The 23,213-nt window shown below is 31.9% G+C and carries 26 protein-coding genes; 20 read left to right on the forward strand and 6 right to left on the reverse strand.

All coding sequences use genetic code 11. The annotated features are described in order from the left end of the window. Entirely contained in the window at positions 1–921 is a 921-nt protein-coding gene (locus EV143_RS06150; RefSeq protein WP_133507090.1) for a YihY/virulence factor BrkB family protein, read from the reverse strand. Positions 922–1,013: 92 nt separating this feature from the next. Further along, positions 1,014–1,871 (reverse strand): carboxylating nicotinate-nucleotide diphosphorylase, encoded by an 858-nt coding sequence (gene nadC / locus EV143_RS06155; RefSeq protein ID WP_133507091.1) that lies wholly within the window; start codon positions 1,869–1,871, stop codon positions 1,014–1,016. Between the two features lie 192 nt (positions 1,872–2,063). Here nadC and EV143_RS06160 point away from each other — a divergent pair, with 192 nt between their 5' ends. The 7 genes from EV143_RS06160 (at position 2,064) to rlmH (ending at position 7,604) form a co-directional block, all read left to right on the forward strand. After that, complete coding sequence (locus EV143_RS06160; RefSeq protein WP_133507092.1) at positions 2,064–3,164, forward strand: DNA alkylation repair protein; 1,101 nt, start codon at positions 2,064–2,066, stop codon at positions 3,162–3,164. A 166-nt stretch (positions 3,165–3,330) separates the two neighbouring features. After that, positions 3,331–4,212, forward strand: coding sequence for a pirin family protein (locus EV143_RS06165; protein ID WP_133507093.1), 882 nt, complete (start codon positions 3,331–3,333; stop codon positions 4,210–4,212). Positions 4,213–4,215: 3 nt separating this feature from the next. Further along, the gene (locus EV143_RS06170) at positions 4,216–4,611 is read left to right on the forward strand and encodes an OsmC family protein (protein ID WP_133507094.1); all 396 of its coding nucleotides are present in this window, start codon (positions 4,216–4,218) and stop codon (positions 4,609–4,611) included. A gap of 6 nt (positions 4,612–4,617) precedes the next feature. Then, positions 4,618–4,902: a GNAT family N-acetyltransferase gene (locus tag EV143_RS06175; RefSeq protein WP_133507095.1), complete on the forward strand. Its 285-nt coding sequence runs from the start codon at positions 4,618–4,620 to the stop codon at positions 4,900–4,902. A 233-nt stretch (positions 4,903–5,135) separates the two neighbouring features. Further along, positions 5,136–6,551 (forward strand): amidohydrolase family protein, encoded by a 1,416-nt coding sequence (locus EV143_RS06180; RefSeq protein WP_133507096.1) that lies wholly within the window; start codon positions 5,136–5,138, stop codon positions 6,549–6,551. Between the two features lie 177 nt (positions 6,552–6,728). Next, the gene (locus tag EV143_RS06185; protein ID WP_133507097.1) at positions 6,729–7,031 is read left to right on the forward strand and encodes an antibiotic biosynthesis monooxygenase family protein; all 303 of its coding nucleotides are present in this window, start codon (positions 6,729–6,731) and stop codon (positions 7,029–7,031) included. 99 nt (positions 7,032–7,130) lie between these two features. After that, positions 7,131–7,604, forward strand: a complete 474-nt coding sequence (gene rlmH, locus EV143_RS06190) for a 23S rRNA (pseudouridine(1915)-N(3))-methyltransferase RlmH (RefSeq protein WP_029269532.1) — start codon at positions 7,131–7,133, stop codon at positions 7,602–7,604. 66 nt (positions 7,605–7,670) lie between these two features. On the opposite strand, the gene EV143_RS06195 is transcribed toward rlmH, so the two are convergent. Both EV143_RS06195 and folP read right to left on the reverse strand, forming a co-directional pair. Continuing rightward, positions 7,671–8,300, reverse strand: a complete 630-nt coding sequence (locus tag EV143_RS06195) for a hypothetical protein (protein ID WP_133507098.1) — start codon at positions 8,298–8,300, stop codon at positions 7,671–7,673. 143 nt (positions 8,301–8,443) lie between these two features. Then, positions 8,444–9,268, reverse strand: a complete 825-nt coding sequence (gene folP / locus EV143_RS06200; RefSeq protein WP_133507099.1) for a dihydropteroate synthase — start codon at positions 9,266–9,268, stop codon at positions 8,444–8,446. A gap of 154 nt (positions 9,269–9,422) precedes the next feature. On the opposite strand from folP, the gene EV143_RS06205 reads away from it, so the two are divergent. From EV143_RS06205 to tpiA, 6 genes are all read left to right on the forward strand, one after another. After that, complete coding sequence (locus EV143_RS06205) at positions 9,423–9,962, forward strand: DUF1599 domain-containing protein (protein ID WP_133507100.1); 540 nt, start codon at positions 9,423–9,425, stop codon at positions 9,960–9,962. A gap of 81 nt (positions 9,963–10,043) precedes the next feature. Then, a complete protein-coding gene (locus tag EV143_RS06210; RefSeq protein ID WP_133507101.1) occupies positions 10,044–11,165 on the forward strand; it encodes a BT_3928 family protein in 1,122 nt (373 codons plus the stop codon). An 84-nt stretch (positions 11,166–11,249) separates the two neighbouring features. After that, on the forward strand, positions 11,250–11,705 hold the full coding sequence (locus EV143_RS06215; protein WP_133507102.1) for a DUF2750 domain-containing protein: 456 nt from the start codon (positions 11,250–11,252) through the stop codon (positions 11,703–11,705). A gap of 93 nt (positions 11,706–11,798) precedes the next feature. Further along, positions 11,799–12,458 (forward strand): alpha/beta hydrolase, encoded by a 660-nt coding sequence (locus EV143_RS06220; protein WP_133507103.1) that lies wholly within the window; start codon positions 11,799–11,801, stop codon positions 12,456–12,458. 382 nt (positions 12,459–12,840) lie between these two features. Further along, positions 12,841–13,335 carry a TlpA family protein disulfide reductase gene (locus EV143_RS06225; protein WP_133507104.1) on the forward strand — a complete coding sequence of 165 codons (495 nt, stop codon included), beginning with the start codon at positions 12,841–12,843 and terminating at the stop codon, positions 13,333–13,335. A 125-nt stretch (positions 13,336–13,460) separates the two neighbouring features. Beyond that, positions 13,461–14,213 (forward strand): triose-phosphate isomerase, encoded by a 753-nt coding sequence (gene tpiA / locus EV143_RS06230; protein ID WP_133507105.1) that lies wholly within the window; start codon positions 13,461–13,463, stop codon positions 14,211–14,213. Between the two features lie 108 nt (positions 14,214–14,321). Here the strand turns inward: tpiA and EV143_RS06235 are convergent, their stop codons facing one another. After that, complete coding sequence (locus tag EV143_RS06235; protein WP_133507106.1) at positions 14,322–16,658, reverse strand: hypothetical protein; 2,337 nt, start codon at positions 16,656–16,658, stop codon at positions 14,322–14,324. Continuing rightward, on the reverse strand, positions 16,618–17,754 hold the full coding sequence (locus tag EV143_RS06240) for a hypothetical protein (RefSeq protein ID WP_133507107.1): 1,137 nt from the start codon (positions 17,752–17,754) through the stop codon (positions 16,618–16,620). Before EV143_RS06240 ends, EV143_RS06235 begins: the two co-directional genes overlap by 41 nt. Before the next feature lie 111 nt (positions 17,755–17,865). Between EV143_RS06240 and prmA the strand changes: the two genes are divergently transcribed. From prmA to EV143_RS06275, 7 genes are all read left to right on the forward strand, one after another. Then, the gene (gene prmA / locus EV143_RS06245) at positions 17,866–18,699 is read left to right on the forward strand and encodes a 50S ribosomal protein L11 methyltransferase (protein ID WP_133507108.1); all 834 of its coding nucleotides are present in this window, start codon (positions 17,866–17,868) and stop codon (positions 18,697–18,699) included. Between the two features lie 36 nt (positions 18,700–18,735). Beyond that, positions 18,736–19,011, forward strand: coding sequence for an ATP-dependent Clp protease adaptor ClpS (locus EV143_RS06250; RefSeq protein ID WP_095381901.1), 276 nt, complete (start codon positions 18,736–18,738; stop codon positions 19,009–19,011). Between the two features lie 64 nt (positions 19,012–19,075). Next, positions 19,076–20,347, forward strand: coding sequence for a sterol desaturase family protein (locus EV143_RS06255; protein WP_133507109.1), 1,272 nt, complete (start codon positions 19,076–19,078; stop codon positions 20,345–20,347). A gap of 6 nt (positions 20,348–20,353) precedes the next feature. Beyond that, positions 20,354–21,040 carry a lysoplasmalogenase gene (locus EV143_RS06260; RefSeq protein WP_133507110.1) on the forward strand — a complete coding sequence of 229 codons (687 nt, stop codon included), beginning with the start codon at positions 20,354–20,356 and terminating at the stop codon, positions 21,038–21,040. A 120-nt stretch (positions 21,041–21,160) separates the two neighbouring features. Then, positions 21,161–21,613 carry a 2-dehydro-3-deoxyphosphooctonate aldolase gene (locus tag EV143_RS06265; protein WP_133507111.1) on the forward strand — a complete coding sequence of 151 codons (453 nt, stop codon included), beginning with the start codon at positions 21,161–21,163 and terminating at the stop codon, positions 21,611–21,613. Between the two features lie 34 nt (positions 21,614–21,647). After that, positions 21,648–21,971 (forward strand): hypothetical protein, encoded by a 324-nt coding sequence (locus EV143_RS06270; RefSeq protein ID WP_133507112.1) that lies wholly within the window; start codon positions 21,648–21,650, stop codon positions 21,969–21,971. A 226-nt stretch (positions 21,972–22,197) separates the two neighbouring features. Beyond that, positions 22,198–22,986: an arylamine N-acetyltransferase family protein gene (locus EV143_RS06275; RefSeq protein ID WP_133507113.1), complete on the forward strand. Its 789-nt coding sequence runs from the start codon at positions 22,198–22,200 to the stop codon at positions 22,984–22,986. Positions 22,987–23,213: the final 227 nt, after the last annotated feature.

Genomic DNA, 23,213 nt, shown 5'->3' on the forward strand with positions numbered 1-23,213 from the left:
TTATTTGTTTTTTTGTTTTAGTTTTCTGACAGTAGCGTTCAATTCGAACCCCAAAAGCAGAATCATACAGTTTATCCAAATATAAAACATTAGAATTAATAATGTGCCAATAGAACCATAAAGTTCGTTGTATTTTGAAAATTTTATAACCCAAATCCCAAAAAAGAACGAAGATATAACAATTAAGATGGTCGTAAAAACAGATCCGATGCTGATAAAAGGCACTTTATTGTATTGTCTTGTACCGTAACGTAATAGTATTGAAGAAGTTACCAAAATCATTGTAATAACAAACAAATAACGTCCTAAATTGATGAGCGGAATGCGATCGCTTAATACATCCTGAATAATGGTTTTTTGAATAAATACCTCAAAAACTACAATTGTCGCTACTGTTACAAATAATATAATGGTCATAACAAGCGAAATCGCCAAGGCCATTAAATATTGACTGAAAAAACCACGTTTATCAAAAACGTGTTTAGAAGATTCAAAGCCACTTAAGATTCCGTTAATACCATTTGCCATCAAAAAAATGGAAAGCAAAAATCCTGAAGACAACAACCCGGAGTGACTATTATTTAAAATATCACTAATGATTTTGTTTATCGCATCGTAGGTATTAGGAGGAACTCCCTGTTGCACAAACTGAAGAAAATCGGCCTGAAAACCTTCAATTGGAATAAAAGGAATTAAGTTCAATATAAAAAGTGCAAACGGAAATAAAGCCATAAAAAAGCTAAAAGAAACAGCACTTGCATGATACGAAAATGCTCCTTCAAGAATTCCTAAAGTATACAGTTCCAGCAAATCGTATAACGAAAAACCTTCTAAAGAAGGAAATTTGATTTTCTTTAAAAGCCGCACTAAAGAACGTAATACCGGAATTCTTTCAATCCTATCTTCTATCTCTTGAGACATATTATTTTAGATTTGAGAGTTTAGATTTTAGATTTTTCGCGTGTTAAATATATTTAGCATTAACAATTCACAATTAATAATTTACAATTGATTTAAAACGCTTTTAGACTCAAATCCATGTTATAAATCGAGTGTGTTAAAGCGCCCGAAGAAATATAATTAACGCCACACAAAGCATATTCACGAATCGTTTTTTCGTTGATATTTCCTGAAGATTCGGTTTGGCATTTCGAGCCAATTAAAGCTACTGCAGCTTTTGTATCTTCATAATTAAAATTGTCAATCAAAATTCTGTGAACACCATCGCTTAGTAAAATCTCACGGATTTCATCCAAATTTCTAGCTTCAACAATAATTTTTAAATCTAAATTATTCGCTTTTAAGTAGTCTTTCGTCTTTTTTATAGCGAGCGTAATTCCGCCTGCAAAATCAATGTGATTGTCTTTTAGCATCACCATATCATACAATGCAAAGCGGTGATTTTCGCCTCCTCCTATTTTTACAGCCCACTTTTCGGCAGCTCTAAAATTGGGCGTTGTTTTACGTGTATCTAAAATTTTAGCGCCCGTTCCTTCTAAAAGCTTAACGTATTGATTTGTTTTTGTAGCAATTGCAGACATACGTTGCATTGTGTTTAAAACCACTCTTTCTGCCTTTAAAATAGATTGTGAACTTCCGGAAACTTCAAAAACAACTTCGCCATATTCTACATGTGTTCCGTCTTCAATGTACGTTTTAACTTTTAATTTCGGATCTACATATTCAAAAATCATTTTCGCAAGTGCAACACCCGCAATAATTCCCTGATCTTTTACCAATAACTTAGCCTGGCCGTGCGCCGTTTCCGGAATACACGCCAATGAACTATAATCTCCCGTGCCTACATCTTCACGAATTGCATTACTGATTAATAATTGTAATTCGGTTTGAAATTGTACTTCGCTAATCATTTTTCTAAATTTTATAAGATGCTAAAGTAGGACTTATTTTGTGGATTTGAAAGTTTCATTTTGATTTTAAAAATTAAAAAATAGTAAATATTGTAAAAGAATTAAGATTAAATTCTCAACTAAACTTAATCTCTTAATGGTTTAAAAAATTAAAGAACATTAAATATCTTTGAGGTTCATTCAAACAAAATTATGGGATTAATTAAAGATATATATTCGGTTACTTTTTACGAGAAATTTGGTCAGGCTGTCGCCGAAGTATATCCAATATTCGACAAACAAAAATTCATTGATACAATATACGAAGGCGATTTTGATCAAAAAGAATGGAAGGAAAGAATGAAACATACAACGACTGTCTTTCATCAATTTATGCCTGAAAACTTTCCGGAAGCTGTTGTCTTAATTGATAAAATCATTGAAAATTTAAAGAAAAATAAATTTACAGAAGGAAATCTCGCCTTCATTTTTTTTGCCGATTATATCGAAATGTACGGAATCGACGATTTTAAAACTTCGGCGAAAGCCTTTGTTTCTATCACTCAATTTATAAGTTGCGAGTTTGCGGTTCGTCCTTTTATTTTAAAATATAAAGAAAAAATGATCGATGAAATGGTCAAATGGTCCTTACACGAAAATCATCACGTACGGAGATTGGCCAGCGAAGGAAGCCGACCGAGATTACCGTGGGCAATGGCGATTCCGTTTTTAAAAAAAGACCCTGCTTCTATCCTTCCCATTTTAGAAAACCTGAAAAATGATCCTTCAGAATATGTCCGCAGAAGCGTTGCTAATAATCTAAATGATATTGCAAAAGATAACCCGCAAATTGTATTGGAAATTGCCCATAAATGGAAAGGCTTCACCAAAGAAACTGATGCAATTATAAAACACGGTTGCCGAACTTTATTAAAACAAGGTCATCCTGAAATCCTGAGTCATTATGGTTTAGAAAGTACTAACATCGAACTTTCGTCTTTTGAAATTAAAACGCCTGTTGTAAAGATTGGAGCTTATTTGCAGTTTCAATTTCATTTAAATAATAAAAACGAAGAAGCTAAAACAATCCGTTTAGAATATGCCATTCATTACAAAAAATCGAAAGGCCATTTGGCGAAAAAAGTTTTTAAAATCAGCGAAAAAATTTATCAGCCCAATCAATTAATAAAAGTTGATAGAAATCAATCTTTCAAACTAATTACAACTCGCGTTTTTCATACCGGAATGCATCAATTGTCGATTATCATTAATGGAACTGAAAGTGAAGCTTTGGAATTTGAATTGATTGACTAAAATTTAAACACAAATTTCACTAATTAGCACAGATTGATTTGTGAAAATTCGTGCAATTCGTGTTCTATTTATTTCTTATTTTTATAAAACATTTTCTTAATCTAAATTAAGTTACAGATTCCTATCACAACTGTAATTTTGTTTTCAAATCAAATTAAAAAAAACCATGTCAAATATCAGTTTAATTATCGAAGAACGTGCTGCCAACATTGGCAATTTTATGGTAGGCCGTTTATTGCCTTTCCGTGAAAAAAGAGCCGTTGGTCCGTTTGTATTTATCGATCATATGGGACCTGCACATTTAAATCAATATCAAAATATGGATGTTCCGCCACATCCGCATATCGGACTTTCGACTTTGACTTTTTTGTTTGAAGGAAGCATTATGCACCGCGATAGTTTAGGAACAGAATTAGAAATAAAACCCGGAGCCGTAAACTGGATGACAGCAGGAAAAGGAATCGTACATTCTGAAAGAACACCTGAATATTTAAGAAATTCTGATAAAATGCTGCACGGATTGCAGATTTGGGTAGCATTACCAAAAGAATTGGAACAAATGGATCCAAATTTTGCGCACGTTGAAGCTGATGATATTCCGGCCTGGGAAGAAGATGGCGTTTCATACAAATTAATCGCGGGAGAAGCTTTCGGAAAAAAATCACCGGTTCCTGTTTATAGTCCGTTATATTTTATCGAAATTAAAAGTACCGAAGCTAAAAAAATCAATATTGGAAATCATCTATTTGGCGAAAGCGGATTGTATATTTTAGAAGGAAGCATTAAAAGTGGTGAACAAGTTTATGATCCGAAACAAATATTAATTACAAACGACAGTACTTTATGTGAGTTTGAATTAGCCGAAAATTCTACTGTTTACATTTTTGGAGGAACGCCATTTCCTGAAGAACATTTCATCTTTTGGAATTTTGTTTCATCAGATAAAGAAATAATCGAAAAAGCCAAAAAAGACTGGACAGAACAAACTTTTCCGAAAGTTCCGGGCGAAACTGAATTTGTGCCATTACCAGAACCAAGAATCAAATAACTTATGGATACTATAACAGCAAAAATTGATACTCGTTTGTATCGAACGGAAATAACTTCAGCGAGCGAAAATGTTTTAATCTCAGATGAACCTCAGGAAATTGGCGGCAAGAATTTAGGATTAAATCCAACAGAGCTTTTGGCAGCATCATTGGCTTCGTGCACCGTAATTACGTTGCGAATGTACATCAATCGTAAACAATGGGAAGTTTCAGAAATTAATGTCAAAATTGATTTTGAAAGAGATGCCGATCGAAATGTAGCTGTTTTTACGCGAAAAATCGAAGTAATTGGCGAGGTTGACGAAACACAAAGACAACGATTAGAAACTATTGCCAATAGTTGCCCAATTCATAAAACACTTACACATTCAATAGAAATTAAAACCACACTAATATAAATTATAATGGAAATTCAACAAAGAAACGATACAAGAAGAGGTGCTTTTGAAGCAATCGAAGACGGACAAGAAGCAGGAAAAATGACGTATACCTGGGCTGGAGATTCTAAATTCATCATCGACCATACTGAAGTAAGCGAAGAATTTAACGGAAAAGGAGTTGGTAAAAAACTGCTTATGGCGACCGTTGATTACGCCAGAAATAACAATTTAAAAATTATTCCGCTTTGTCCTTTTGCAAAAAGTGTTTTTGATAAGAATGAGGATATTCGTGATGTACTTTTTTCGTAAGTTACTAAGTTTCTGAGTTGCTAAGATTCTAAGCTTTTTTTACCGCAAAGCACACAAATAATTACGCGAAGTTCGCAAAGTTTTTCAGACGAAGCTTTGCGAACTTTGTTGTTATATTAAGTTTAGCACATAATAAAACCTTGCGTTCTTTGCGGTAAAATTCACCAACCTAAAAATCAATTTTAAAATCTCCTCTAAAACTTGTATATTTGCATGTAATTTAAACTTAGAGTATGACGAGGATAATTACATTTTTCTTTATTTTTATAGCACAGATCGGCTTTTCTCAAACGGCTGAAAATTATTTAGAAAAAATTAGAAATAACGAAGCTCTCTTAACAGCTTTTTTTCAACAAATGCCAAAAGGCGGCGATTTACACCATCATTTTTCAGGATCAATTTATGCAGAACCTCTTTTAGAAAGAGCGATTGCTGAAGATTTTTATTTGAATTTAGAAACGATGGCTGTTTCAAAAACAAAACCTTCAAATGGCAATTGGCAGGCTTTTTCTTCTCTTAAAAACAATGGAAAACTAGCACAATACGAGCAACAAGTAATGCAAACCTGGTCGGCTAAAGATTATAATGGTTCTGTACCTTCTGACGATTTGTTTTTTGATTCTTTTCAGAAATTTGAACCTACAATCCAGGGCCATTTTGCAGAGGGAATGCTCGAATTAAAAAAACGTGCCATTGCTGAAAATGTTAGCTATATCGAAACCCAATTATCAACGATTCCTTGTGATATGAATGTTTCTGATTTAACCGATTTTAACTCAAAATTGCGTCAGGCAGCAAATCAAAAAGATGAAAAAGCAGTTTTAAAACTTTTAGATGAATTGTATAAATCACTTCAACAAAAAGATGCTAAAAAATATGCGACTGATTTCAATACCAATTTTATATCAAAACTTCACAAAGACTTAAAAATTGATGATGATCGTTTTACGATGCGCTATCAAAATTTCGTGCTTCGTTTTATGGATCCGGTTGATTTATTCAAAAACCTGACAATTGCTTTTATTTCGGCAAACGATAGCAAACTGGTTGCAGGCGTTAATATCGTTTCTCCGGAGCATGGCGAAAATTCCATGAAAGATTATTGGTTGCACATGGTCATGTTCAAATACTGTCATACTAAATTTCCAGATGTAAAATACACATTGCATGCCGGCGAATTAACGTTAGGCTTGGTTCAGCCAGAAGATTTAACCTGGCATATTAACGATGCTATTTATATTGCCGGAGCAAACAGAATTGGCCACGGAGTAGATATCGCTTACGAAGCAAACTCATACGATTTGTTGAAATACATGTCTAAAAACAATATTCCAATTGAGATTAATTTAGTCAGTAACGAATTCATCCTGAAAGTAAAAGAAAACAGACATCCGTTTACACTTTATAAAGAATTTAATGTTCCAATCGTAATTAGTACAGACGACGCCGGAATTTTAAGAAGCAATATGACAGAGCAATATGTTTTATTGGCTAAAAGATATCCTGATGTCTCGTATGCTATTATTAAGAAATATGTTTACAACAGTATTAATTACAGTTTTATTCAGGATGAAGCGGTTAAAAGGCAGTTATTGAAAGATTTAGACAATCGATTTAAAACTTTTGAAGCAAAATTTTCTAAAAACTAAATTATGATAATTTCTGAGTAAAATATTTTAACGCAGATTTAAAAAGATTAAAGCTGATTAACGCAGATTTTTTATTATAAAATATCAAAAATAAAATCTGCTTAAATCTGCAAAATCTGCGTTAAAAATTACCTCTCGCAGATTTAGCAGATCAGGCAGATAAAAAATTCATTTAATATGATTCTAGAAGCGGTATATCTTTTTATAAAACCAGAATTTGCAAATCAATTTGAAGCTGATTTTGCAAAAGCAAGTCAATACATTTCATCAATTAACGGATACTTAGGTCATCGCTTAGAGAAATGCCTAGAAGTCGAAAACAAATATCTTTTATTAGTAGATTGGAACACGCTTGAAGATCATACAATAGGTTTTAGAACTTCAGAAGCTTATCTGGAATGGAAAAAGATTCTGCATCACTATTACGATCCGTTTCCCGTTGTAGAACATTTTAAAACCGTTTTTGAAAATAAAAAATAGCCCACTGATTTTTACAGATTTAACAGATTTTCAAATATCTTTTTCAGTTTTTAATTCGTGAAAATTAGTGCAATTCGTGGCAAAAAAAAAGCTTATCTAATGAACATCAAACTTATCGCCATAGGCAAAACAGATAATAAATCGCTTCAAACTTTGATTGACGATTATACCAAACGTTTATCGTTTTACATCAAATTTGATTTGGAAATTATTCCCGATATCAAAAACGTAAAGAATTTATCTGAAAGCCAGCAAAAAGAAAAAGAAGGCGAATTGATTCTGTCGAAATTAACGCCAACTGATCAGTTGATTTTATTGGATGAAAACGGAAAGAACTTCTCAAGCGTTGGTTTTTCTGAAGAATTACAAAAGAAAATGAATTCCGGAATCAAAACTTTGGTTTTTGTAATTGGCGGACCGTACGGATTTTCAGATACGGTTTATAGCAAAGCGCAAGGCAAAATTTCGCTTTCGCTAATGACATTTTCACATCAAATGGTGCGTTTGTTTTTTATCGAACAATTGTATCGCGGGTTTACGATTCTACGAAATGAACCTTATCATCATCAATAGACGGTTAATCGTTTTACCGTTTAATTGTTGAAATTGTTTATTTGGTAATTCTTTAATTGTAATTTTCTAGAAGATAAATTCCTTAGGAATTTCATCATTGTAAGAATCTAGTTTTCTGAATTCAATTTTAGTTTCAATGTATTCCTGATAACTCATGTTTTTATCGAATAACAAATATACTTTAGGTTTTACAAAAAAAGCTATTCTACCAATATGCTCTAACACTTCCTCTTTTTTAACTTCTTCATTATTTACCAAAACAATATTACTTCCCTTTTTAAAAACAATTACCAAATCGCCTGTTGCTGGTTTTGACATTGAATAATACACTTTCGTGAAAGGTAAAAAGGCCATGTTCTTTCCAACAGAATCTGCGTAAGAATAATAGTTTTCGGCTTTTTCGTTTTTGTGTGCCTGCTCTCCGCGTTTCTTTTCCTGAAGTTTTATTATTTCAGGAATTACTAATTTCAAAGGCAAACGTTTGTCAATATTAAAAATCCAATTGGTAGAAATTATGCTGTTTTTTCTGTTTACTTCTGCAATTGTATCTTTTCCTTCGGTTTTAAAAAAGATGTAAATTGGTGAATGATCCTGAACATCTTTTACTAAAGAAATATTCGATTTTGGAAGAAAAACATCTTCTTTGGTTGCGCATGAAAAAAGAAGGCAAACAATAATTAAACTAAGGTATTTCATAAACTAAACTTTTATTTTTTTAATAGAGCATTTTTGTGTCATTTCGACGGAGGAGAAATCACATGCGCTTAATCCATTCAGTTGTTGCTCTCTGGATGTGATTTCTCCTCCGTCGAAATGACAAACTAAACGATTTATTTACACTATAAACTCATTTTCTTAAACAAAGTAACGCATTCCATCGCTTCTTTTACATCGTGAACACGTAATATTTTTGCGCCTTTTGTTAATGCAATGGTATTCAGAACCGTTGTTCCGTTTAAAGCTTCTTGTGCTGTATTATTAAGCGCTTTATAAATCATAGATTTTCTTGAAACACCAGTTAAAACAGGCAATTCTAACAAATTAAAAAGTTCCATTTTTTGTAAAACTTCATAATTTTGATCGGTTGTTTTGGCGAATCCGAAACCCGGATCTAATATTAAATCATTAATTCCGAGGCTTCTTGCTTTTTTTACTTTTTCAGAAAAATAGAAAAGTATTTCTTTTACAATATCATCGTATTGTGTCAGGCTTTGCATTGTTTGCGGATTGCCTCGCATGTGCATCATAATATACGGAACATTATAATGTGCAATAACATCAAACATTTTATCGTCTAATTCTCCTGCTGCAATGTCATTTATAATCGCAGCGCCACTTTCTATACTTGCTTTTGCAACTTCTGCTCTAAATGTGTCAATTGATAATAAAGTGTCTGGAAAATGCTTTGAAATCAATTCGATAACCGGAATAATTCTTTCGATTTCTTCTTGTTCCGAAACAAATTCAGCACTTGGCTTACTAGAATAAGCTCCAATATCTATAAATGTCGCACCTTCTGAAAGCATTTTATCAACCTGCGAAATGATTTCGTCTTCATTTTTATATTTTCCACCGTCAAAGAAAGAATTTGGCGTAACATTCAAAATTCCCATTACTTTGGGAATCGACAAATCTATAAGCTCGCCTTTGCAGTTAATCAACATCTGTTTTGTTATTTTTTGTTTCAGGTTTCAAGTTTCAGGTTGTTGGCATTAACACTTTGTTTAGAAAAAACTTGAAACAAAGAAAACCTGAAACTTGAAACTCTTTAATATTATCCCTATTTTTGAAGAAATTTAAGCAAATATACAGCAATAAATGAAGAATACTTCCTTAGAATTTGATAATGTAATTACGGTTTGCAGAACCTTATTTATCAATAAAATGAAAGATTATGGCAGTGCCTGGCGTATTTTAAGATTGCCTTCGCTAACCGATCAGATTTTCATAAAAGCACAAAGAATCAGAAGTTTACAGGAAAACGAAATTCGTAAAGTTGATGAAGATGAAAAAGGAGAATTCATCGGAATTATCAATTATTCTATTATGGCTTTGATTCAGTTAGAATTGGGCGTTGTGGATCAGCCTGATTTAGACGTACAAAAAGCTACCGAATTGTATGACGCTAAAATAAAATTAACCAAAGAGTTAATGGAAGCCAAAAATCATGATTACGGCGAAGCTTGGCGCGATATGCGCGTTAGTTCTTTAACCGATTTAATTTTGCAAAAACTTTTGCGTGTTAAGCAAATTGAAGATAACAAAGGTCTGACTTTAGTTTCAGAAGGCATCGACGCTAATTATCAGGATATGATTAATTATTCTGTTTTTGCCTTGATTCTCAATCCTATTAAATAAAAGTAAGCCACGAATTTCACAAATTTACACTAATTTAATTGGTGCTTATTCGTGAAATTCGTGGCAAAAAAACAAAAAAATATGAAAAATATAATTACTCAATTTTCCCGATTATTTGTCGGTGTATTATTTATCATTTCCGGATTAATTAAATTAAATGACCCGGTTGGTTTCTCTTATAAATTGGCTGAATATTTCAGTGAACCGGTTTTTAATATGCCATTTTTAGAGCCATTGGCTTTAGGATTAGCAATCTTTTTAGTAATTCTTGAAGTAGTTTTGGGCGTAATGCTATTAGTAGGTTACAAATCAAAATTAACGATTTGGGCTTTGTTGCTTTTAATCGTTTTCTTTACGTTCCTTACCTTCTACTCGGCTTATTTTGATGTTGTTAAAGATTGTGGCTGTTTTGGAGATGCTTTGCACTTAACGCCTTGGCAATCCTTTACAAAAGATATCGTTTTACTTTTCTTTATCCTGATTTTATTCATCAATAAAAAACTGGTAAAACCTTTATTTTCAAATCTTGTTACAAACATTATCACTTTCGCAAGTTTGGTTTTGTGTATTGTTATGGCAGTTTGGGTTTTAAATCATAATCCGATTAAAGATTTCCGTCCGTACAAAGTGGGAACCAATATTGAGAAAGGAATGGAAATTCCGGAAGGCGCGCCAAAATCTGTAGTAGAAATGATTTTTATCTACAAAGTTAACGGAGTTGATAAAGAATTTACAGAAAAAGATTTAGGAAATATTCCGGAAGGTGCCACTTTTGTTGACCGAAAAGATAAAGTAATTACAGAAGGTTATGTGCCGCCAATTCACGATTTTACGATGACAAAAGACGATTCTGATTATAAAGAAGAATTGCTGAAAGAACCAAAATTATTGATTTTTGTTACGTACGATTTGGCTTTGTCTAATCCTGAAGGAATGAAAAAATTAGAAAAAGTAAATGTCGAAGCTAAAGCAAAAGGTTATAAAGTAATTGCAATGACAGCGTCTGGAGCTGATGAAATTGCAAAAGCTAAAAAACAATACGGTTTAAATGTCGATTTCTATTTTTGCGATGCAACGGCATTGAAAACTGTCGAAAGAGCAAATCCGAGTATTGTTGTTTTACATAAAGGAACAGTAGTTCAAAAAGTACATTATAACGATGTTGATGATTTGAAATTATCTGACACTGCTTATAATCTTTAAAACAAAATAAAAAATATAAAGAACGCCAATATTCTATGAGATCTATTGGCGTTTTTTATATTTTCTAATCAAACCCATTCTGAAATGTTTAAAAACCACATTGACATAAAAATAAATCACGAAAAATTCATAAAAAAAGTTTGTGAAACAAATATTGTTTACGGATTAAAAAATGAAGCTGGATTTGCAACTTCAAGCTCTAATGAACTTGAAGATGAAAATGGAGAACCTGTTGAAATAATATGCTTTTGGTCAGAAGAAGTTAGGGCGAGAGTTTGTGCAAAAAATGGATGGGAAAATTATTGTACTGCTGAAATAGAATTAAGTGAATTTATTGAAAATTGGTGCATTGGCATAGATAACGATGAATTATTAGTCGGAACTAATTTCGATCAAAATATGTTTGGTCGTGAAATTGAAGGATATGACTTAATATTGGAATTGATTGACGAATTAAAAAAGACAAGCAAGGAATTGGAATTTCAAAAGTTTGAAAATTTACAAGATTTGGAGACTCAAATTAAAGAATCTTTAGAATAAAAAGAGACTTTCTTTTATCGTAAGAAAAATAATAATCCAAAATAATGGTTTGAGTATATTTGTTAAGCAAACTCTACCTAATACACTTTAATTATGAAACAATTGTTCAGATTATTATTTACTTTTCTATTTATCCTTTTTAGCATATTGAGTTTTGCTCAAACAACAAACAAAGATCAAAAATATATCTTTTTCCTGCATAATAAATTTGTTGAGGAAAACGATTTAAGCATTGCTCATCCAGAATATGGAAAAGCCGAATACAATGAAATTTTAGCTTCTTTCAGGAAAGATAATTTTATTGTTTCTAGTGAAATAAGAAGTAAAAATACTAATGCTGCAACGTATGCTAAGAAAGTTGTAAAACAAATTAAAGGCTTACTAAAAAAAGGTATTTCTCCAAATAAAATAACAGTAATCGGAACTTCTAAAGGTGGCTATATTGCGCAATATGTCTCGACTTATTTAGCGAATCCTGATGTGAATTTTGTTTTTATTGGATGTTTTATGGATAGAGATATCGAAGAAAGTCCAGAAATTAATTTCTGTGGAAATATTCTAAACATTTATGAAAAATCAGATATTTACGGTGTTTCTGCAATCAAACGAAAAGAAACTTCAAAACTGAAAGTAAATCAGTTTAAAGAAATTGAATTAAATACCAATCTTAAACATGGCTTCTTATATAAAGCTTTAGATGAATGGATTGTTCCAAGTAAAAAATGGGCAAATGGTAATTATGAATTGAATTAGAATTCTAAAGAATATATTTTAAAAGCCTTCAAAATTGATGGCTTTTTTTATGCGAATCTGACGCTTTTTTGCTTCTAAAAATCTTCTTATTTAAAAAAAGGATCACTTTTTTCAACTGCTATCAAAATTATTTTTTTAAAATTTCCTGCAAATCGAGATTTTTGGCACTTACTATTACGATTTCTCAACTCGTTTTTTAACCGAAATTTCAAGTTTTGTGATAAAATAAACGAGTCTTCAAATTTTGTTAATCTCCATTTGGCATTCGATTTGTTTGTTTAACTTTGTTGGGAACCTTAATATATGAAATCGCCCTGATTTGAATTTGCAGATTCATTTCCAGAAAAGCATTTCATACTATTTTAAAAACTATTATTATAATATGAAACAAATAGCTTTAGTTGTTATTGCATTTATTACTTTTTCATGTACACAAGCACAGAAAACTAGTTTTTCTAAAGAGGCTTTGTCTGAAAAATTACTTACAGTTGATGGAGGTCAAACTTCTTTCAAAAATATTTTAAAAAAATACAAAGGAAAAACTTTGGTTATCGAAGTTTGGGCTTCGTGGTGTGGTGATTGCGTAAAAGCAATGCCGAAATTAAAGGAATTACAAGCGAATCATCCTGAAGCTTCTTACTTATTTCTTTCGGCTGATAAAACGGCTGATAAATGGAAAGCAGGAATTGAAAAACACGAATTAAAAGGTGATCATTTCATGATGAATGATGGTATGAAAGGTCTTTTTGGAAAAGCAATAGATTTAGACTGGATTCCGAGATATATAGTTATTGATAAAAAAGGGACAATTGTTCTTTACCGTGCAATTGAAACGGACTTTGATAAAATCAATCAAACTTTACAAGGATTGAAATAATTTTTAATAGCAATGGCAATTTCAAAATTCAATGTCAATACTAAAAATAAATTTTAATTTTAGCTTAACTTGAATTGAAATTTCAATAAAAAACAAATTACAAAGAATAAATAAAAACTACCAAAATGAGAAAAAAGATTGTTGCAGGAAACTGGAAAATGCATAAAAACGCAGCGCAAACTGAAGAATTATTAAGCGAATTAATTACTAAAATACCAGCACAAACTACTGCTCAGGTAATTGTTGCTCCAACATTTGTAAACTTACAAGCAGCCGTTGCTAAAGTAAAAAACACAACAATTGGTGTTGCTGCACAAAACGTTCACCAGGCTGAAGGTGGCGCTTTTACAGGAGAAATTTCTGCTGATATGTTAACTAGCATTGGTGTAAACACGGTAATTCTTGGTCACTCTGAGCGTAGAGCTATTTTTCATGAAACAGATGCTTTAATCGCAAGCAAAGTTGATACTGCTTTGAAGCATGAATTGACTGTAATTTTCTGTTTTGGAGAAGAATTAAAAGATCGTCAATCAGGAAATCATTTCAATATTGTTGAAAATCAATTACGTGACGGATTATTCCACATTACAAAAGAATCATGGTCGAATGTTGTTTTAGCATACGAACCAGTTTGGGCAATTGGAACGGGAGAAACTGCTTCACCGGAACAAGCGCAGGAAATGCACGAATTTATTAGAGAAGTTGTTCGTAAGGCTTTTGGAGCTGATATCGCTGACGAAGTTTCTATTTTATACGGTGGTTCTGTAAAACCTGATAACGCTAAGGAAATCTTCTCTAAACCAGACGTAGACGGTGGTTTAATTGGTGGTGCTGCTTTAAAAGCTGATGACTTTTTAGCTATTGTAACGGCTATCTAATTTTAGATTTTAGATTTTAGATTTTACTATAAAAAAAGCGTTTGCTGGTGCGAACGCTTTTTTATTTTTTTACTCTTTACTCTTTACTTTTAACTTCTATAACAGAGATCAGTTTATAAATGATTGTAGTAGCGGGCAATTGTATTTGTTAAATGTTGGTGTTGTTTTATACACCGAATAGAAATTAACCAACTCCTGCCCTGCTCTAAACGGATTTTTTGCTTCTTCTTCCGCCGAAACTATATTAGCATAATGATTGTAATAATTACATTCGAAAATCATTAAACTGGCTAAGGCTTTTTCGTTATTATTTATAGACATTTTTAATGCTTTCTCATAATACATTTTCGCCATTGTCAAACTGTAATAATTCCCTTTTTGATAGGTTTTTTCGTTTTCAGAATTATCTCCGTACACATAATCAACATACGATTCTCCAGATGTCCAATCGTAGGCAACCATCATCCAGGAATTTCCTAAATAGGAAACATTGAAATAGGCATGTGCCAATTGTAAATTGCCCGATGCTGTATTTTGCTTTTTTAACTGAATTAATTTTGCAATGAATTCTGCTTTATTAAAACGATAATCGAATTTGCGTTCTTTATCTTTTTGCAGAATTTTTGGCGTAAACGGATTTTCATTTAAATTGTCTGCAAAAGCATAATTCTTGTCCCAGAAATCTTTTGGCATACTCGAAAAGGTTTCATAAGCCAATTCTAAATTATTGTTTCTAAAGGCAATAGTTCCTTTCAAATCTTTATAATAATTTACATTTGGTGCGATTGTTCCGGAACAAATGTATTTTTCAAAAGGTGTTTTGTCTTCTTTTTGTTGTAAAGCGATCAATTGATCTATGTCTTCAACAGTCGCAGTGCTGTCGAAATAACCAATATAACTGTAGAAGTAAGGATTATTGTAAACGGAATATTCACCTCCGTTTTTTTGATCCGATTTCATCATTAATAATCCTGCCGTAACACGATCGTCTTTTTTAGCAAAATCAGCACTGGCAATTCGGTACAAACTGTATAAATTCTTGAATAATCCGTTATCGGTTTCAACCAGACTTTCGACTGAATCAAAGTATTTAAAAAGCTGATTTTGAACTTGCTCCTCTTTCAAATTATCTTGTTTTAAAGAAACTAAAGCCAGTTGAATATTTTTCTGCATTTGTATGGATGCGTTGGCTTTAGCAGAAATCATATTGGTATATTTTTTTCCTTCGTCAATCTGATCATCCATAAAACAAAGCTGTGCAATGGCGGCGGTAACATAGTCTTTTTGCTCTCCCGAAGTTTGCTCACGAATAGAAATTAGAAAATATTCTAATGCTCTTAAATGCAAAATATCTTTATTAAGATTTTCTTCTCTTGCTTTTGCATAATCATCATACCAAATCGTGCCGTCAAATACAACCGACGGACTTCCGTTATTGGTATATTGCGGGGTAAAAATCCAATCTTCGAGTTTGTTGATTTCTCTTCCGATCAAGAAACTCAAATTAACGCTATTCGGACTTAATTTATAAACTGCTTCAATAGTTTTTAAATCCGGCGCAGGATTTCGGAAACTTTCAATGGCAAGAATTACGCTTCGCTCTTCATCATTTTGCGCCAGAGCCAAGGTTTCTTGGGTTAATTTCCAATTGTAATGCTGCAAAACGGCAAATGATTTTTCTTCGCAAGTGGCAAAAACTTTGCTCAATAAATAGTTTTGCAACGGAAAATTATCAATGCATAAAGCTTTATAATACAAAGCCCAAGGTTCTAAAATGGTATTTTTATTTTCGGCAAAATAAGTATCGTACAAACGAATTACTTCTTCTTTATCCTGAGCGTAAAAACTATATCTCAAAATTAAAAAAGCATATCGCTGTTTCAGTAATGCATCTTTTGCTGATTTAATTTTCTTTTCAAAATCTTCTAAATCTGCCAGTTTATGATCCTGGCTGTTATAACTAACTTTGTCCCACGATTCCCATTTTACATCAGTATTACTATTGTATTCGAGTTTTTTAGCAAATAAAATATAGTTTAAAAAAGCTTTATTTTTTGACAATGATAGCGCTTCAATAAAAGTGTTTTTTGCGAATACTTTTTTTAACGATTTAGTTTCAAATGCCGTTTCAAATTGTTCAGAATCTGTTTCGTATAAAATAACGTGAACATCTTTTGGATCAATTGTATTTCCTAATTTTTTCTTCCACTCCAAACAATTCAATTCGTGATCAACATCAGAAACGGTATTGGTCGAATAGTAATAATCCGCAGAATAATAAAATGGTGTGAGTTTAAAAAAACCATTTCGTTGTGCTTTAAACAAAGCTAAACGACTTGTTTCCGGCGAAACGCTCCAACCACAGGCAAAAGAAACCTGAAAGCTTAAAACTAAAAGTAAACTGCTAAAAACTCTCATAATAGTTGGATATATTTTGGGTTCCATAATCGTTGATGTATTTTTTATCAAAAGAGAAAAATGTCACTTTGGTTTGATTGTCAATTTTAATTTTACTTTTTACGATTGAAATCATTTTCTCGAGTTCATCTTCAGAAATTTTTTCGATTCTGATTTCATCTCCATTTCGCAAATAGGTTTGTCCCACTAAAATATCGTCTTGCAAAATGTATTTAGTATCAGATGATTTTTTCAATTTAATAGTATCACTTCTCAATTGGTCATAATCAGATAAAATTCCCTTAAACTGATTTCCTCTAAAAACAACCGCCCAGCTGTACAACGGCAAAGCAATGTCAAGTTTTAATTTGTATGTATCGTGAGTAATGTATTCTGCCAAATCTTCGCTGGTTCCTATAGAATTTTTGGTTTTTAAATCGTCTGGTTTGTTCAGATTATAACACATTAATAAGCCCTTATCAACAGGCGGAGTTCCCGCTTTTTCAGCATATTTATATTGCCAAAGTCGTATTGTGGCGGAGATTTTTGCTGTTGGAAATTGTTGTTTGATTTGCTTTAATAAATAGAAATAATTCTTTTTAGACTTTTCTGTCCAATCGCAATCTATTAGAATTTCTTTAAAGTCTACTTTCAATTTAGCTAATTCAATTGCTTTTATCGAATCGTAATTCAATCGCTTAAAGTTTTCATTTTTATAATACTCTTTTGGATATACAATTTCATTGGCAATTTTATCAGCCTTAGTTTCATTCATTCTGGTGCCAATTATCTGAACGCGTTTTGCGATTCTGGCTGCCAGACTATCTAATTGACTGGCATTAGCTTGCAAAACAACTTCGTTAGTTATAAAAATACTTGGCGTAATTTCGGGGTTGCTATTATTTAATCTTATATCATGAATGGTCGCAACGGGCAAAGGTTCTTTGGCGTACGGATTCCAATCGACATCAAAAAAGCGAACGTACAAATGTTTTACATTCAGGTTTTTAATTAAAGAATCATCTTCTTTCTCAAAATTTAAATCGGTTTTCCAGTAACAAAAGGATCGTACAACTTCGTGTTCGTTCTCGCAGCTTCCTGAAGTTAACACTACAAAAAGCAAAATAAAAATGATATTCTTCATATTTTAAAACCGTTCAAATTTCAATCAAAATTAACACTAATCTTGGTGAGAATATGATTTATTTTTAAACAACTTCTACTTTCGATTGTTACCTTTGCAAAAAAATTATTTATGTCGAATATATATTTAGGATATCATTTTACCATTGAGCCCAAAGAACCGGGTTCAGAAATTTTAATTGCAGAATTGGGCGAAAAAGCGTTTGAAACTTTTACAGAAACAGAAAACGGAATTTCGGCTTTTGTGAAGAAAGATTTATGGGATGAAAACATTCTGGATGACATTTATATTTTACAATCTGAAGAGTTTAAAATTGAATACACGGTTGAAGAAATCGATCAGGTAAACTGGAACGAAGAATGGGAAAAGAACTTTGAAGCGATTGATGTTGACGGAAAATGCCACGTTCGCGCTCCTTTTCATGAAAAAACTGATGCCGAATTTGATATTATAATTGAACCAAAAATGAGTTTTGGAACCGGTCATCACGAAACAACGCACATGATGATTCAGCATTTATTAGAAATGGATGTTGAAGGTTTAAAAACACTTGACATGGGTTGCGGAACAGCAATTTTAGCCATTTTAGCTGAAATGAAAGGCGCTCAGCCAATTGATGCCATTGATATTGATAACTGGTGTTATTTAAATTCAATCGAAAACGCTGAACGCAATAATTGCAAACATATTACCGTTTATGAAGGCGATGCAGCACTATTGGCCGGTAAAAAATATGATTTGATTATTGCAAACATCAACCGTAATATTTTGCTGAATGATATGCAAAGTTATGTAGATTGTTTAAACCCAAAAGGAATTATACTTTTTAGCGGTTTTTATGAAGAAGATATTCCTTTTATTGATGCTTCATGCACAGAAAAAGGGTTGACTTATGTAAAAAAGTTTCAAAGAAACAACTGGGTTTCATTAAAATACGTAAATTAGATACTAGTAATTACAACAGTACAAAAACTTGAAAAAATGAGTACTAAAGAAAAAGTAAGAGAAAGAGTTCGCGAAAAGGAAGCGACAGGTTTCAATAACGAAATCATTGTTTATAACGACGATGTAAACACTTTTGATCACGTAATTGATACTTTAATGCGTGTTTGTAGTCACACACCTGAACAAGCAGAACAATGTTCCTTAATTGTACATTACAACGGAAAATGCACCGTAAAAACGGGTCCGATGGACAAACTAAAACCTCAATGTACACAACTTTTGGAAGCTGGACTAAGCGCCGAAATTGTTTAATTATCAATAATGTAAAAAACGTTATAAATTATTCTATATTTGAATAATTTATAACGTTTTTTTTATGGAAGAATATGGAAAGATATTAATTATCGCTACGCCTATTTTTTTAGTTTTAATTATAATAGAAAAAATTTACGGCATCTATAAAAAAGAAGACACTGCACCTCTAATAGATAGCGTTTCAAGCATTAGCTCCGGAATTACCAATTCTGTAAAAGATGTTTTAGGATTAAGCCTGACTTTTATTTCCTACGAATGGCTGGTTTCTAAAATTGCTTTTTTTCATCTTGAAGCTAATGTTCTTTCCTATTTTATTGGCTTTTTCGTAATTGATTTTTACGGCTATTGGAGCCATAGATTAGCGCATCAAATTAATTTTCTTTGGAACAAACATGCGATTCACCACAGCAGCGAAGAGTTTAATCTCGCTTGCGGACTGCGGCAACCTATAGCAAGTTTGGTTAATTTATTTACTTTTTTATTGATTCCTGCCGCATTACTGGGCGTTCCCGCTACGGTAATCGCCATTACTTTGCCTCTTCATTTATTTCTTCAATTTTGGTATCATACCAAACACATTAAAAAAATGGGCTTTGTAGAAAATATTCTGGTTACACCTTCGCATCATCGTGTGCATCATGCGATTAACCCGGAATATCTGGATAAAAATCATTCGCAAATATTTATTTTTTGGGATAAGTTATTTGGTACTTTTCAAGCAGAATTAGACGATGTTCCTCCTGTTTTTGGAATCACAAGACCGGCAAATACCTGGAATCCGATTAAGATTAATTTTCAGCATTTAAGTTTACTAATTTCAGATGCCTGGCGCGCTGATAACTGGAAAGATAAATTGACAATTTGGTTTAAACCAACAGGCTGGCGTCCCGAGAATTTTGAAGAAAAATATCCTGTACACAAAATTGAAAACGTTTATAATTTTGAAAAATACGGCACTCAAAATTCACAAAAATTAGTTTATTGGTCTGTAGCACAAATGCTGATTACGCTTTTGTTTGTGACTTATTTATTTGATAATATTGCTAAAATTGGTTTGCCTAATATATTCGTTTACGGCTTTTTTATTTTAATAACGATCTACAGTTATTCTGAATTGATGGATAAAAGTAAATATGCCGTTTTTTGGGAAGGATTTCGTTTCGTAATTGCCATTGCAATCATATCTTATTATGGCGACTGGTTTGGTTTAAACGAGGTTTTATCTATTTCTAATTATATCATTTTAAGCTATTTGAGCTTGTCATTTATAACTTCAGTTTATTTTGTAACTATAGATTTTAAAACTACCCCCAGCCCATTAATCAATCCCTGACACATTATGAAACATACTTTATTTATTAAACTTTATTTTGTCATTAGCCTGTTTTATTTATTATTTTTATTTTTAGGCTATGAAAATTTAGATTTGTATCTAAAACCTATTTTAATTCCTCTTTTGGGATTTGTCGTTTATCTTCATGAAAGATTTCCCCTTAAAAAAACGCTTTTAATTGCTTTACTATTTTCCTGGATTGGTGATATTATTTTACTTTTTGCGGACATTGACGAAATCTATTTTATTCTGGGATTAGTTTCGTTCCTGATTTCGCATATTATGTATTGCGTTGTTTTTAGCAAACAAATTAAGGCGGAAACCAAAACTAATAAATTTCTTTTTGCAATAGGAAGTCTTGTAATTATGCTTTACTTAGTTGGAATTCTCTCCGTTTTATATCCAAGCCTGGGCGATCTAAAAATTCCTGTAATGGTTTATGCGACTGTTATTTCGACTATGCTTTTATTTGCGTTTAATGGCTTTTTAGTCTGGAAAAAATCGGGAAGTAAATTGGTATTTATTGGCGCGATTGTATTTGTTGTTTCAGATACTATTCTGGCAATCAATAAATTTTATTCGCCAATCGAAAAAAGTGCCTTTTTTATTATGCTTACTTATCTTGTGGCACAATATCTGCTTGTAATTGGTGTCTTAAAATTGAATTCGAAGGTTGAATTGATTCAAAATTAGTTTGAACTTTGTTACAGATTTTAAGATTAGCGCAGATAAAAATTTAAGATAATTTAATTCTTTTAATCTGTCGCAGAAGCAATTTTGCTTTTATATTTGTACCACCAATAACTAACAACCATGAAAAAAATAGCTTTAATTCTCGTTTTACTAATTACTGCAACTTCTTGCGTAAGCACAAAGTCTACTTTGAAAAATGTAGACGATAATGCTCCTGATTTAGTATTAAAAAAAGACAATACTTTTGCTATTACACTTTTCAGTAAAGACAAAAAATACGGCTACGATCCAGATTATCCTGTCAATATTTTTTACCGAAATACCAGAGATGAAGCTTTAAACGAAACTCGTTTTCTAAATGCTTTAGCAGGTCCAAATGGTGAAAAAATTACTTATACAAGATTAGAAACCTGCTGTCCTTTCCCGACTAAAAGAAGCGATATGGGAGCCGGATTTCTGAATGTTTATGAGTTAAAATGGGAAGGACAAAAAAAGCCTGTTAAACTTTATTTGAACATTTATGAAAAAGGAATTTTGATGGTTCCGCTGGGATTGAGTTTGAAGAAGGAGTAATTTCTAATAACTAATTTAAATACAGAATACATAAATGTTCGGAATAACTCCTTTAATTCTACTTGCATTACCACTACTCTTTCAACTAATATTTGGTAACAAAACTATTCGCGATAAGTTTTCAATAACACTTAGTAATTTAGCTTTTATAACTTTAATTTCACAAGTCGTTTTATCAATCGTATCTTATAAGATTGCCTTATATAATTTTAATCAATATTTTGAGCAGCATCCAAATGTAACGAAATGTGGAATGGGATTTTTAGGTCTTATTGGACTTGCTGGATTTTTTACTATTGCTCTAATAATTGTTATAATTGTTCAATATTTTATAAATAGATATAGAAAAAGTAGTTGAGGAAATACTTGAAATATCATGATTAAATCAAAAATAGCTTTTATATTTTTTGCGTTTTTAACTGCTTTGATTAGACATCATTTTTAGCATTTAAAGTCATAAAATTCTTTTAAAAGTAGAGAAAAAATCGAATTCAAACTTGGCGAATTTGTAACTTTACAATTAGGCATATTGTTAGTGCTTGTAACTCTCAGGTTTCATGTAGAAACGAATAAATTTTAATAAAATGAAACAATCAAACAATCATAAAATTGAAGCTCCAAGTTTCGATTTACAGCAATATTTAAAGAGAATCAATTTTTCGGGAGAAATTAAATTGAATTTAGACGGTATTAAAAAGCTGATGCAAAGCCAGATATTTAGTGTGCCTTTTGAAAATATCGATGTTCAGGCCGGCAAAATTATATCGTTAATTGGTGATGATATTGTAACCCAAATTGTGGACAAAAATCGTGGCGGCTATTGTTATCAAATTAATGGTATATTTTCGTTAATGCTTCAGGAAATCGGAATTCCGCATTATTATATTGCAGTTCGTCCTTTAGTTAATCCCGGTCAGAATGCTAAAACACATTTAGCAATCATTGCTACGATAGAAAACGAAGATTATCTGATCGATTTGGGATTTGGCGGTAACAGCATTAGAGAACCTTTGAAACTAAGCGAAATTGGAACTGAAATTAAGCAGAATTTTGATACTTTTACCTTAGTTAAATCGGAGGAAAATGAATATTTACTGCAAATACTTATCGAAAAGGAATGGTCTAATTTATATTCGTTTGATTTAAATCCCCAAAGATGGATTGATTTTAAACCTGCCAATCATTATAATTATTCACATCCTGATTCTCCTTTTACTCAAAAACTAATTGTTGTTTTACAAAACCCATTGGGTAAAAAAATATTACTTAAAAATGCTGTAAAATCTGTGAAAAACGGAGTTACTGAAATTATTTCTTTTGAGGACAATCAATTGAATAGTATTCTGGAAACAGAATTTAATTTGAAGGTCTAATTTAAAAGTTGTTTTGAGGAAATATTCCCCATTAATTCAAGAATTCCACTACATTTTTAGCCCTGATAGCAGCGGAAATCCTTTTTTGAGAAACCCTATTTTTTCTGGTTTTTGCAGAGCGACCGGAGGAAGCTCCTGCAAAGACCAAGAAAAAAAGGGTTTAGAGAAAAAGATTGAAGTGAATAGCAGGATTGGCTTCTTAAAAAAAACTTAAATCTTCATGTGCT

Origin of the sequence: Flavobacterium chryseum (assembly GCF_004362015.1) — a bacterium.
Taxonomy (GTDB): Bacteria; Bacteroidota; Bacteroidia; order Flavobacteriales; family Flavobacteriaceae; genus Flavobacterium.

Coding starts and splice junctions, on each gene's coding strand:
- EV143_RS06225 (WP_133507104.1), top strand. CDS start 12,841: ATGAAACAAATAGCTTTAGTTGTTATTGCATTTATTACTTTTTCATGT.
- EV143_RS06175 (WP_133507095.1), top strand. CDS start 4,618: ATGGAAATTCAACAAAGAAACGATACAAGAAGAGGTGCTTTTGAAGCA.
- rlmH (WP_029269532.1), top strand. CDS start 7,131: ATGAACATCAAACTTATCGCCATAGGCAAAACAGATAATAAATCGCTT.
- EV143_RS06275 (WP_133507113.1), top strand. CDS start 22,198: ATGAAACAATCAAACAATCATAAAATTGAAGCTCCAAGTTTCGATTTA.
- nadC (WP_133507091.1), bottom strand. CDS start 1,871: ATGATTAGCGAAGTACAATTTCAAACCGAATTACAATTATTAATCAGT.
- EV143_RS06260 (WP_133507110.1), top strand. CDS start 20,354: ATGAAACATACTTTATTTATTAAACTTTATTTTGTCATTAGCCTGTTT.
- EV143_RS06165 (WP_133507093.1), top strand. CDS start 3,331: ATGTCAAATATCAGTTTAATTATCGAAGAACGTGCTGCCAACATTGGC.
- EV143_RS06240 (WP_133507107.1), bottom strand. CDS start 17,754: ATGAAGAATATCATTTTTATTTTGCTTTTTGTAGTGTTAACTTCAGGA.
- EV143_RS06270 (WP_133507112.1), top strand. CDS start 21,648: ATGTTCGGAATAACTCCTTTAATTCTACTTGCATTACCACTACTCTTT.
- folP (WP_133507099.1), bottom strand. CDS start 9,268: ATGTTGATTAACTGCAAAGGCGAGCTTATAGATTTGTCGATTCCCAAA.
- EV143_RS06185 (WP_133507097.1), top strand. CDS start 6,729: ATGATTCTAGAAGCGGTATATCTTTTTATAAAACCAGAATTTGCAAAT.
- EV143_RS06215 (WP_133507102.1), top strand. CDS start 11,250: ATGTTTAAAAACCACATTGACATAAAAATAAATCACGAAAAATTCATA.
- EV143_RS06205 (WP_133507100.1), top strand. CDS start 9,423: ATGAAGAATACTTCCTTAGAATTTGATAATGTAATTACGGTTTGCAGA.
- EV143_RS06220 (WP_133507103.1), top strand. CDS start 11,799: ATGAAACAATTGTTCAGATTATTATTTACTTTTCTATTTATCCTTTTT.
- EV143_RS06150 (WP_133507090.1), bottom strand. CDS start 921: ATGTCTCAAGAGATAGAAGATAGGATTGAAAGAATTCCGGTATTACGT.
- EV143_RS06210 (WP_133507101.1), top strand. CDS start 10,044: ATGAAAAATATAATTACTCAATTTTCCCGATTATTTGTCGGTGTATTA.
- EV143_RS06235 (WP_133507106.1), bottom strand. CDS start 16,658: ATGGAACCCAAAATATATCCAACTATTATGAGAGTTTTTAGCAGTTTA.
- EV143_RS06265 (WP_133507111.1), top strand. CDS start 21,161: ATGAAAAAAATAGCTTTAATTCTCGTTTTACTAATTACTGCAACTTCT.
- EV143_RS06180 (WP_133507096.1), top strand. CDS start 5,136: ATGACGAGGATAATTACATTTTTCTTTATTTTTATAGCACAGATCGGC.
- EV143_RS06195 (WP_133507098.1), bottom strand. CDS start 8,300: ATGAAATACCTTAGTTTAATTATTGTTTGCCTTCTTTTTTCATGCGCA.
- tpiA (WP_133507105.1), top strand. CDS start 13,461: ATGAGAAAAAAGATTGTTGCAGGAAACTGGAAAATGCATAAAAACGCA.
- EV143_RS06160 (WP_133507092.1), top strand. CDS start 2,064: ATGGGATTAATTAAAGATATATATTCGGTTACTTTTTACGAGAAATTT.
- EV143_RS06250 (WP_095381901.1), top strand. CDS start 18,736: ATGAGTACTAAAGAAAAAGTAAGAGAAAGAGTTCGCGAAAAGGAAGCG.
- EV143_RS06255 (WP_133507109.1), top strand. CDS start 19,076: ATGGAAGAATATGGAAAGATATTAATTATCGCTACGCCTATTTTTTTA.
- prmA (WP_133507108.1), top strand. CDS start 17,866: ATGTCGAATATATATTTAGGATATCATTTTACCATTGAGCCCAAAGAA.
- EV143_RS06170 (WP_133507094.1), top strand. CDS start 4,216: ATGGATACTATAACAGCAAAAATTGATACTCGTTTGTATCGAACGGAA.